At 52.7% G+C, this 10806-nt stretch carries 10 protein-coding genes, 1 other RNA gene and 2 pseudogenes; 9 read left to right on the forward strand and 4 right to left on the reverse strand.

The features are described 5' to 3' along the window. Positions 1 to 265: 265 nt before the first annotated feature. On the forward strand, positions 266 to 511 hold the full coding sequence (locus JCR24_RS10855) for a CotD family spore coat protein (RefSeq protein WP_025950050.1): 246 nt from the start codon (positions 266 to 268) through the stop codon (positions 509 to 511). 42 nt (positions 512 to 553) lie between these two features. On the opposite strand, the gene JCR24_RS10860 is transcribed toward JCR24_RS10855, so the two are convergent. Next, the gene (locus JCR24_RS10860; protein ID WP_014195685.1) at positions 554 to 748 is read right to left on the reverse strand and encodes a hypothetical protein; all 195 of its coding nucleotides are present in this window, start codon (positions 746 to 748) and stop codon (positions 554 to 556) included. On the opposite strand from JCR24_RS10860, the gene gpsB reads away from it, so the two are divergent. The 5 genes from gpsB to JCR24_RS10885 all read left to right on the forward strand — a co-directional run bounded on the left by gpsB (position 747) and on the right by JCR24_RS10885 (position 6510). Continuing rightward, a complete protein-coding gene (gene gpsB / locus JCR24_RS10865; RefSeq protein WP_011231037.1) occupies positions 747 to 1043 on the forward strand; it encodes a cell division regulator GpsB in 297 nt (98 codons plus the stop codon). The genes JCR24_RS10860 and gpsB overlap by 2 nt on opposite strands. A gap of 99 nt (positions 1044 to 1142) precedes the next feature. Beyond that, positions 1143 to 1539, forward strand: an RNA gene (gene rnpB, locus JCR24_RS10870) — RNase P RNA component class B. Between the two features lie 147 nt (positions 1540 to 1686). Continuing rightward, positions 1687 to 2829, forward strand: a complete 1143-nt coding sequence (locus tag JCR24_RS10875; RefSeq protein ID WP_014195686.1) for a THUMP domain-containing class I SAM-dependent RNA methyltransferase — start codon at positions 1687 to 1689, stop codon at positions 2827 to 2829. Positions 2830 to 2951: 122 nt separating this feature from the next. After that, positions 2952 to 4889: an ATP-dependent DNA helicase gene (locus tag JCR24_RS10880; RefSeq protein WP_238980609.1), complete on the forward strand. Its 1938-nt coding sequence runs from the start codon at positions 2952 to 2954 to the stop codon at positions 4887 to 4889. Positions 4890 to 5007: 118 nt separating this feature from the next. Continuing rightward, positions 5008 to 6510: a carboxypeptidase M32 gene (locus tag JCR24_RS10885; RefSeq protein WP_338147120.1), complete on the forward strand. Its 1503-nt coding sequence runs from the start codon at positions 5008 to 5010 to the stop codon at positions 6508 to 6510. A gap of 133 nt (positions 6511 to 6643) precedes the next feature. Here JCR24_RS10885 and JCR24_RS10890 read toward each other — a convergent pair whose 3' ends face one another. From JCR24_RS10890 to JCR24_RS10900, 3 genes are read right to left on the reverse strand one after another with little or no spacing between them, the layout of a single operon-like run. Further along, complete coding sequence (locus JCR24_RS10890; protein ID WP_013145461.1) at positions 6644 to 8293, reverse strand: b(o/a)3-type cytochrome-c oxidase subunit 1; 1650 nt, start codon at positions 8291 to 8293, stop codon at positions 6644 to 6646. Position 8294: 1 nt separating this feature from the next. Continuing rightward, complete coding sequence (locus JCR24_RS10895) at positions 8295 to 8765, reverse strand: cytochrome c oxidase subunit II (protein WP_011231043.1); 471 nt, start codon at positions 8763 to 8765, stop codon at positions 8295 to 8297. A gap of 21 nt (positions 8766 to 8786) precedes the next feature. Further along, positions 8787 to 8933, reverse strand: a complete 147-nt coding sequence (locus JCR24_RS10900; protein ID WP_011231044.1) for a cytochrome c oxidase subunit 2A — start codon at positions 8931 to 8933, stop codon at positions 8787 to 8789. 294 nt (positions 8934 to 9227) lie between these two features. Here JCR24_RS10900 and JCR24_RS10905 point away from each other — a divergent pair. The 3 genes and pseudogenes from JCR24_RS10905 to JCR24_RS10915 all read left to right on the forward strand — a co-directional run. Further along, positions 9228 to 9452, forward strand: a pseudogene (locus JCR24_RS10905) (type I phosphoribosyltransferase); the annotation flags it as partial. 80 nt (positions 9453 to 9532) lie between these two features. After that, positions 9533 to 9835 (forward strand): annotated as a pseudogene (locus JCR24_RS10910) (solute carrier family 23 protein); the annotation flags it as partial. 157 nt (positions 9836 to 9992) lie between these two features. Further along, positions 9993 to 10646 carry a hypothetical protein gene (locus JCR24_RS10915; protein WP_062898592.1) on the forward strand — a complete coding sequence of 218 codons (654 nt, stop codon included), beginning with the start codon at positions 9993 to 9995 and terminating at the stop codon, positions 10644 to 10646. Positions 10647 to 10806: the final 160 nt, after the last annotated feature.

A 10806-nucleotide genomic window follows, 5' to 3' on the forward strand; every position in this document is an offset into this window, starting at 1 on the left:
CTCTTTTTTATTGTCGTCGGTTTGACGTTTGTCGTGTTCAATTATATCTATTAATGAACGTCAGAGAGGCCGGCGCCGCATAACGGATTCAAAAAGACGAATGACGATGCCAAAACGTCCGAAGCACCGGGGGCGAGAGAGCCGGTAGATTGTTGGCGCGAATGGCTCTTCAAAATGGGTGTTTATACTAGTACGAGTCCACTCCGTTCATCATAGGCTAGTATTGTCAAGCAACAGCCTAAATTGATGAAAGGAGAGGAATATGATGCATTGCCTGCCGAATGTAACGGCGCCGATCGTTCATCCGCCTCGTTGCAACGTTTTGCATCATTTCGAAGCAACGATTGTGCCGCATATCCATCCATCGCATACGACGCATGTTTATCATCACCTGTATGAACATCAACATTATTTCCCGCATACGGAATCGGCGGTGGCTCAGGCTGCCAATCGCCATCTGTACTGCCCGGGTCCGGGACCGATGCCATTTCCGCCGTTTCCGTTGCGATAGTAAGGGCCAAAAACAGAAGCCGCTTTGTCGGCTTCTGTTTTTTTACGGATGGAAAACGCCGGCAGCCGGCGGCGTTTGGGCGGGAGGACGGCGTTTCGGCGCCGCCGGGAAGTCTGCGTGGGCGCCATGCGGCTTCCCGATCGATGCGGCAAGCCATCCGTCAATTGACAACCGGCTGAATTTCTGAAAAAATAAAGAGAAGATGATCGTTGAATGCGGATTGAGGTGAAAAGCCATGTCAGCCCATCAAGTGAAACTGACGCCGAAAGACATTTTAGAAAAGGAATTTAAGGTAAGCATACGGGGGTACAACCAAGACGAAGTGGATCAATTTTTGGATCTCATTATTAAAGATTATGAAGCATTTCAGCAAGAAATTGACGAGCTGCGCCAGGAAAACGCCCGGCTGAAGCGGCAAGTCGAGGAGCTTCAAAAACGGCCGGCGATGTCGGCGGGAACGACGAACTACGACATTTTGCAGCGCCTTTCCAACTTAGAAAAGCATGTGTTTGGCCGGAAACTGTATGAATAACCAGCCGGCAGGGCGAAGTTGATGCAGGGATTTCTAATTTTTTCTTCTTGATTCTCACACCAAGATCAGCTATACTGTAAGATGCTCGCAGCGTTAATCATGTTCGGGTAATCGCTGCGGCCGGTTTCGGCCGTAGAGGAAAGTCCATGCTCGCACGGTGCTGAGATGCCCGTAGTGTTCGTGCCTAGCGAATCCATAAGCTAGGGCAGTCTGGCTTCGGCTGGGCTGACGGCGGGGAAAGAACCTACGTCCGCATGCGGATATGGTTCGATTACCCTGAAAGTGCCACAGTGACGCAGCTCTAAGGGAAACCTTAGAGGTGGAACGCGGTAAACCCCACGAGCGAGAAACCCAAATGATGGTAGGGGCACCTTCCCGAAGGAAATGAACGGAGGGAAGGACAGGCGGCGTACGCTGCCTGTAGATAGATGATTACCGCCGGAGTACGAGGCGAAAGCCGCTTGCAGTACGAAGGTACAGAACATGGCTTACAGAACATGATTAACGCGGTGATTGGAATCGTGGGAAAGCCCTCCTGCAGGAAGGAGGGCTTTCTCTTTTGTGTGTTTTCCTTCCATATGACTATAATGGAAGTATAGGCCATGAATGAGGATACATACACCTATCAGATAGGGGGAACAGGATGACTTCGTTTTCACTGATTGCCACGGCCGCGATGGGGCTCGAATCAGTCGTCGCGGAAGAAGTGCGCCGGCTTGGCTATGAGTGCCAAGTGGAGAACGGCAAAGTGACGTTTGAAGGCGATGCGCTCGCCATTTGCCGGGCCAACCTTTGGCTGCGCACTGCTGACCGCGTGAAGCTGAAAGTCGGTGAGTTTCGAGCGACGACGTTTGAGGAGTTGTTTGAACAAACGAAGGCGTTGCCATGGGCCGATTACTTGCCGAAAGATGCCGAGTTTCCGGTGATCGGGAAGTCGGTCAAATCAACGCTGTTCAGCGTTTCCGACTGCCAAGCCATTGTGAAAAAGGCAGTCGTCGAAAGCTTAAAAGCGCGCTATCATTTGTCGTGGTTCCCGGAAACCGGGCCGTTGTATCGGATCGAGGTGGCGCTTCACAAAGATATCGCTACGTTGACGATCGATACAAGCGGCGCCGGGCTGCATAAACGCGGCTACCGTGCTCGCCAAGGGGAGGCGCCGCTAAGAGAGACGCTCGCGGCCGCCTTAGTGTTGCTCACCAATTGGACGCCCGAGCGCCCGTTTGTCGATCCGTTTTGTGGGTCGGGCACGATTGCCATTGAGGCGGCGCTGATCGGCCAAAACATCGCCCCAGGGTTTAACCGGGATTTCGTCTCAGAGCAATGGCCGTGGATCGGGGAATCGGTATGGGAAGAGGCGCGCCAAGAGGCGGAACAGATGGCGCGTTACGACCAACCGCTTGATATTTGCGGGATTGACCTTGACCCGCACATGGTCGAGATCGCCAAGATGAATGCAGCCGAAGCGGGGCTTTCCGATCTCATTTCTTTTCGGGAGGGCCGCGCCGAGCAGTTTCGGACCGATGCACAATACGGGGTGATCGTCGGCAACCCGCCATACGGCGAACGGCTTGGCGAACAACGGGAGGTCGAAGCGCTCTATCGCGCCATCGGCCGCGCCTTCGCCGCCTTGGATACGTGGTCGGTGTACATTTTAACCGCCCACCGCGGTTTTGAAACGCATTACGGCCGCCCGGCGACGAAGCGGCGCAAACTGTTTAACGGCTTTATTGAAACGCATTACTACCAGTACTGGGGGCCGCGGCCGCCGCGCGAAGCTCGAAGTTGACTTCTCGGCGGCCATCGATCATAATATTGTTTTGTTACTAGGGATCGGGCGCGCAACAAACTTGTTGCGCGCTTATGCATGATATGCCGGGGGAGTTTATGCCAATTGGAGGGGTGGCGACGATGGGCCATGAGCGTTATCCGTTTGTTGTAGAAAAAAATGAAAACTTTTTTGATAAGTTGAGCCAGTGGATCGGCGATGTTTTTTATGACATTTTGCCGGAAGCCGGCTTTGAGCTGCGCGACGAGCAAATTTATATGGCGTTTCAGCTCGAGCGGGCGTTTCGAGAAAAAAAGGTGATCTTCGCCGAAGCGGGAGTTGGCACAGGGAAAACGATCGTGTATTTGTTGTATGCGATTTGTTACGCCCGTTATACAGGCAAGCCGGCCATTATCGCCTGCGCCGATGAGACGCTCATTGAGCAGCTCGTCAAAAAGGAAGGCGATATTGCGAAGCTATCCAACGTGCTCGGGCTGGAAATCGACGTCCGGCTGGCGAAATCGCCGGATCAATATTTATGTTTGAATAAACTGGAAGAAGTGACGACGTATGACGATGACGACATCGAGCTGTATGAGCAAATTTACGATGAACTTCCGGCCTTCGTCCATGACAACAAACCGTTGCAGTCGTTCTACCGCTACGGCGACCGAAAAGAATACGCCCACCTGACTGATGAACAGTGGAAAAAAATCGCCTGGGATCCGTTTCAAGACTGTTTCACGTGCGAAAAGCGGCATCGCTGCGGACAGACGCTTTGGCGCGACTATTACCGGAAGGCGGCGGATTTGATCGTCTGCTCGCACGATTTTTATATGGAACATGTTTGGACGTATGAAGCGCGCAAGCGGGAAGGACAGCTGCCGCTGTTGCCGGAAGCGAGCTGTGTCGTGTTTGACGAAGGGCATTTATTGGAGTTCGCTGCGCAAAAGGCGTTGACATATCGAATGAAAGAGACGACGCTTGAGACGTTGCTGACACGTCTTCTTGAAAACGACATCCGTGAAGAGCTCGCCTATTTAATTGAGGAGACGCTGGAGACGAGCACGCGCTTTTTTGATGAGCTGAAAGCGTGCGCGAAAGACGTTCCGGGTTCGAACCGGAAAGAAATTTTGCCGTCGCCGCGTCTTGAACAATGGGCGAAGCGGCTCCGCGGCCAAATGGTCGAAATCGGCAACGAGCTTGTGTTTGAAAGCGAGACGTATACGATCGATCATTACCAGCTGAACATTGTGGATGAATATTTGGACCAAATCCAGTATTCACTCGATTTGTTTTTGAAAAACGCCGACGCCATTACGTGGCTTGAGTCGTCGCGTCAAGAGGCGACGTTTGTCGTCATGCCGCGCACCGTTCAAGAAGTGTTGCGCGAAAAAGTGTTCAGCAAACGAATGCCGTTTATCTTTTCGTCAGCGACGCTATCGAGCGGAAAATCGTTTGCCTATATCGCCCAAAGCTTAGGCATTGATGACTATTTATCGTTCAGTGTGCCGTCGCCGTTTGATTACGACGAACAGATGACGATTTTTATGCCGACGTTCCGCACGGATGAGACGCTGTTTGCCAAAAAATACGCATATGCGCTTGAAAAATTGCGCGAAACCGGAGGCCGGGCGCTCATCTTGTTCCCGACGCGCGAGGAGCTTCTTCAGTTTAAAGAGGCGGCAGCCGGCGAACCATTTTCGTTTTTGTTTGAAGGCGACCGTGAAATCAGCGATTTGGTCGCCGAGTTTCAGCGTAACGAGGAAACGGTGCTTTGTTCCGAACATTTATGGGAAGGACTTGACATCCCGGGGCCGTCGCTTTCGAACGTCATTATTTGGTCGCTGCCGTATCCGCCGAATGATCCGGTGTTTCAGGCGAAGCGAAAAGCGTATAGCAACCCGTTTTGGGACGTCGATGTGCCGTATATGCTTCTTCGCCTTCGCCAAGGAGTCGGACGGCTCATCCGCACGCGCGATGACCGCGGCATCGTTTCCATTTTCGTCACCGACAGGGAAGATGAACGGGTCATTGCGGCGATCAAAGACGTGTTGCCGACAGCGGTGAGGGAAGAATGATATTCTTCCCTTTTTCATTTTCCACAAAAATAGCATTTTCTCGCTGGCAAGCAGGAAAATGGCACCTTGTTATGGAAATGATGATACGGCCATGAAATACATAGGGGGACTGAGTATAGTGAAACCAATCGAAGCGCAGTTTTTGCAATACGTGAAAAAAATGACGGGCTACCGCGAAGCGATTGGCCTCATGTATTGGGATTTGCGGACTGGCGCCCCGAAAAAAGGGGTCGAGCAGCGATCAGAAGTGATCGGCATGCTGTCAGAAGAAGTGTTTCGCATGTCGACATCCGAGGAGATGGCAGCCTTTATCGCCAAGCTGTCGCCCAAAGCCGTCTACGAGCAGCTGGATGATGTGACAAAGAAAACGCTTGATGAATGCAAAAAAGAATACGAGCGCAATAAAAAAATTCCAGCGGATGAATACAAAGAGTTTGTCGTGCTTTGTTCCAAAGCGGAAAGCGTTTGGGAAGAAGCGAAAGCGGCTGCTGATTTCGCCCGGTTTCGCCCGTATTTGGAGCAAATCATCGAGTTTCAGCGCCGCTTTATCCGTTATTGGGGGTATGAAGGACACCCGTACAATACGCTGCTCGATCAATACGAGCCGGGCATGACCGTCGATTTGCTTGACGAACTGTTCAGCCGCCTGCGCGAACGCATCGTCCCGCTTGTGCACGCCATTTCCGCCGCGTCCGACAAGCCGGACACGTCCTTTTTGTTCGCGCCGTTTCCAAAAGAAAAGCAGCGCGCTTTTCTGCTTGAGTTGCTTAAAGAGCTCGGCTATGATTTTGGCAAGGGGAGACTTGATGAGACGGTCCATCCATTTGCGATCGGGCTCAACCCGAACGATGTGCGCATTACGACGCGCTACGACGAGCGCGACTTCCGCACCGCGGTGTTTGGCACGATCCATGAATGCGGCCATGCGCTGTATGAACAACACATTTCCGAGGCGCTTGTCGGCACTCCGCTTGCAAGCGGGGCGTCGATGGGCATTCATGAATCGCAGTCGCTCTTTTTTGAAAATATGATCGGACGCCACTATGCGTTTTGGAAGCGGCATTATCCGCGCCTGCAGCAATACGCGCCCACGCAGTTCGCCGACGTTTCGCTTGATGCGTTTTACCGGGCGATCAATGAAGCGAAGCCGTCGCTCATTCGTATTGAAGCGGACGAACTGACGTATCCGCTCCATATTATCATCCGCTATGAAATCGAAAAGCAGCTGTTTGCTGGGGAGCTGGAAGCGATCGACTTGCCGGATGTATGGAATGAGAAATATGAACAATACCTTGGCATCCGCCCGCACAACGATGCGGTCGGCGTGTTGCAGGACGTCCATTGGTCCGGCGGCAGCTTCGGCTATTTCCCATCGTATGCGCTCGGCTATATGTATGCGGCGCAATTCAAGCAAGCGATGGAAAAAGAGTTGGATGTAGCTGGGCTGCTTGAAGAGGGGAACATCGCACCGATCCGTGAATGGCTGACCGTTCATATCCACCAGTTTGGAAAAATGAAAAAGCCGCTCGAACTTGTGCGCGATGCGACGGGCGAAACGCTGAAAGCCGATTATCTTATTCAATATTTAGAAGAAAAATATAAGGCGCTTTATCGATTATAGAAACAGGCGCGTCAGTGCAAACATCGTTCTTACGCTGTTCGTTTAGTTTTTCTGTCGACAAAGTCCTATTGTGTCTCGGTTTTATGCACATAAAGAGGAAGGTGTCCCGATCGCTTGGGGACACCTTCTTGTTTCACCATAATTTGTATCCTTTCGACCCCGGCGGAGCGTTTTGAATGATGTCGATGATCGGCACCGTATAGGCGATCAAAATGAGCGCAACGACGAGGCCGATCCAAAGCTTCCAGTTTTCAAGCGCCAGCGCAGCCCGTTCATACGGAGCAGCTGCCTCGGCGACCGGAAACTCCGTTTCGCCTTTCGGGGCGAAAAAGGCCAAGTTGATCACGATGACGAGAATCAAAATAATGCCGATGAACAAGATGGTGCCGCCGACCGCTTGCGCGATTTGGTACGGAATCCATTCAAGCGCTTGCGGCGAATTGCCGTACGTTGAGAACGCCGAGCGTCGCGGTGCGCCGAGCAGACCGGCAAAATGCATCGAGCCGGACATGAACGTCATCCCAACCGCCCAAACGATCGTTTGAATGATGGCGAGCCGGTTCATCGCTTTCGTCATCACCCGGCCGGTCAAATGCGGAATGAGCCAGTATGACGCACCAAAAAATGTTAGGACGACAGTCGTTGCCACCGTTAAATGGAAGTGGCCGGTCACCCAAATCGTATTATGGACGACTTGGTTGAGTTGGTGCGAGGCGTTAATAATCCCGCCGGTGCCGGCCGGAATAAAAAACAGCATTCCGACAAACGGGGCGAAAAAGCGGGCGTCGCTCCACGGGAGTTTCCGCAGCCAGCCGAACAAGCCGGTCGCTCCCTGCGAGCGGCCGTACGATTCAAACGTCGCAAACATGGCGAACGCGGTCATGAGCGACGGAATGATGACCATGAACGTCAAGACGACTTGCACGTATTTCCAAAACGGCGAAATTCCCGGCTCAAGCAATTGGTGATGGAAGCCGACCGGAATCGAAAACAGCAAAAACAAGATAAACGCCAGCCGTGCGAGTGAATCGGAGAACATTTTGCCGCCGATCACTTTCGGAATGACGGCGTACCAAACCATATACGCCGGCAATAGCCAGAAGTAGACGAGCGGATGCCCAAAATACCAAAACAGCGTCCGGCTCAAGAGCACGTTCACCCGATCCGTGAGCCCAAGCGACCACGGAATGAGCTGGAAGACGACGGTGGCGGCGACGCCAAGCGAACAGACGAGCCATAGCACCATATTCGTCACTGACATGAACGCCAGCAGCGGGCTCACTTGACCGCGGTGCGTTTTCCGCCAGCGGGCATAATGAGCGAACATCGCAAAGCCGCTCACCCAGCTGCCGACGACGACAAGCGCCAAGCCGATGTAAAAGCCGGCGTGCGCTTGCAGCGGCGCGTAAAACGTATATAAGACAGATGCCTTGCCGGTTAAGATGAAAAACGCACTCATGGCTGTTCCGATTGTCATCAGCCAAAAACCGATCCAACCGGTCCGGCGCGAACCGTCTGAGAGCGCCCCGGTTGTACGGCTGACCGCGGCGAACTGAAAGCCGATAATGAAAAACGTCGTCAGCACGAGTCCAAGCAAGACGCCATGCGTCGTCAAAATCGTGTAATAGCTGATCCCAGCCGGGAGCTCAAACTTGCCGGAACGGACTAATGTTTGCAATAGGCCGGCGAACCCCCCGAGCGCGAGGGCGGTAAAGGCGACGAACAAATGGGCAAGCGCCAGTTTCGCATCGCGGCGATCGACTTTTTCCAACGGTTGTGCCATGTTACTCCACCACCTTTATGCGCGCCGTCATCATATGGTGGCCGGCGCCGCAATACTCGTTGCAAAGAATCGTATATTCGCCCGGTTTGTCAAACGTGGTTGTTAAGCTGTTCACATAACCGGGTTCGACCATCATGTTCACGTTCGTTCCCGGGATTTCAAATCCGTGGATGACGTCTTTCGAAGTGACGTTGATCGTCACTTTCGCTCCTTTTGGAATTTCGATCGCATTCGGTGTAAAAGAAAACGCGGCGACGACGATGTTCAACTCGTATTCCTTGTCTCCTTTTTTGACGAGCCCCGGATGATCAAACGGCGGGGTCGAATCGACTTTTTCTGGATCGATCGTCGTCAGGCAGCTCGGCGGCTGCTGTCCGGCGGCGAATGCACTTACGCCGACGACCGTCAAAAAAACGATCAAACAGCCGATGCCAAACGCAAGCCAAATTTTTTCATACTTATGGATGTGCATACCGATTCCCTCCTTTGCCGCTTACAGGCGGTGCAAAAATAAAAAGTAGACGCTGACCCAAGAAAAAATGATGAAAAAGCCGAGCAGAAACACAGAGGCCAGCGTGCCTTTGAGCGCCGGCTCTTTTTCCTTTTTCGTTTGCCGGGCCGCTGTGATCAGTTTTGCCATGCCGTATCCCTCCTCTTTGTTGGATTCATCCCCCATAACAGCAATTCGGCAGGTGCGCCAAACGGCCAATTTCCCTGCTTTGACACTATCATAACTGTACAAAACTGGGGCAACAGTGACTTTTCTCACAAAAACGATGCTGGAAGTGTGAACAAATGGTGACGTTTGTGAAAAAATGATGAAGACGTCATTTTCTCTCGCGGCAGCAGAGCCCGCCAATGTTCTTTTTGCTGGCATGTAAAGCGCCGGCGATTGAACAGGCAATGCGATGCAGCAAAGAGATTAAGCCTATCGATCATTGATGATTTTTTAGCCAACGGCCAAGCGGCGCTCGGAATGGTGGAGATCATCGAGCAAGCGGGAGCTGATATGGTCGGCATCGGCATTGTCATTGAAAAAGCGTTTCAAGACGGCGGCCGGCTGCTTCGTTCGCGCGGCTTCCGCGTTGCGTCGCTCGCCCGCATCGCATCGCTTGATGGCGGCGCCATTCAATTTGCTGACGAGGTGATGAGTCGATGAAGATGAAATGGTGGCAAGTCGGATCGCTCGGCATCCAACATGTATTGGCCATGTACGCCGGGGCGATCGTCGTTCCGCTCATCGTCGGCGGGGCGCTGATCGCGATGTTCGGCATGGTCATTGCCTACGGTGTGAAAATGTTAGGCCAAGTTGACCTAACTGTGCAAGAGAACTTGCTGATCATCGCCTGCTCGGTCGGCGTGGGGCTTGGGGTGACGGCGGTGCCGAACTTGTTTGCCGAGCTGCCGACCGGCTTGCGCATTTTAACCGACAGCGGCATCGTCGCCGGCAGCATGACCGCCATCATCTTAAACGCCGTCTTCCATTTCGGTAAGGCAAGAAAATCGGCTGCACTGCCGCTGCAGGAACAAAAAATTTCATAATGGTGTTGATCGCTTTTATAGCCATCTTCGTTTTCCGGCCACTGCTCGGGAAATGGGGGTGGCTTTTTTATTGGCGTGTCGATTGGCAGAGAAAATGATAGAAACTGGTGGAGGGATGATGGTATAATGGAAAGCGAATAGGAAAGGGGGTGAAACAATGGATGAATGGGTGGAGCGCCTTTTCGATGAGCTGCGGCAAATACGGAATCAGATGGCGACCAAACAGGATGTTGTGCGGGTGAATGATCGCATCGATCGGCTTGAACAAACGGTGAGCGCGACGAAAGAGGATGTTGCGCGGTTAAATGGACGCGTCGGGCAACTCGAAGAGACCGTGGCAGCGACGAGAGAAGACGTTGTCCGGATGAATGATCGCATCGGGCGGCTTGAGCAGACCGTGGCAGCGACGAGAGAAGACGTCGCAGCGCTGGATGAGCGCATCGGGACCATCGAGCGGACGATGGCAACGAAAGAGGATGTCGCAGCGCTGGATGGGCGCATCGGGCAACTCGAAGAGACCGTGGCGGCTAACAGAGACGACATTGCGGCGCTCGACAGCCGGATTGGGCGCATGGAACAAACGATGGCGACGAAAGAGGACGTTGCCGAATTGCCGTTTATTCGGCAAGCTGTCGTGGAAACGTTAGAAACGCTCCATGAAATTTCGGCGATGAAACAAACCCTCACAGAAATGCAACAAAAAGTCAATGAAGTCATTGCCGGACAAGCGCGGCAAGAGCTCGTACTTCAATCCCTCGCTTTGCACTTGCTCGAGCATGAAAGTGAAATCCGCGCGCTAAAAGCGAGATAAATAACGAACCTCTCCTATTGTACATCCTCGCTGATGATCATGTTCCTTCCAAAACAGGCCGGGAGTCAGTCAAGACTTTGTGGAGAACATTTTTTCGGTTCACTACGGGCGTTGTCAATCACTAGTTAGCGAACCATTTTCAGGAATTAATATCGTAAGC

Origin of the sequence: Geobacillus sp. YHL (genome assembly GCF_022341265.1) — a bacterium.
Lineage (GTDB): Bacteria > Bacillota > Bacilli > Bacillales > Anoxybacillaceae > Geobacillus > Geobacillus thermoleovorans.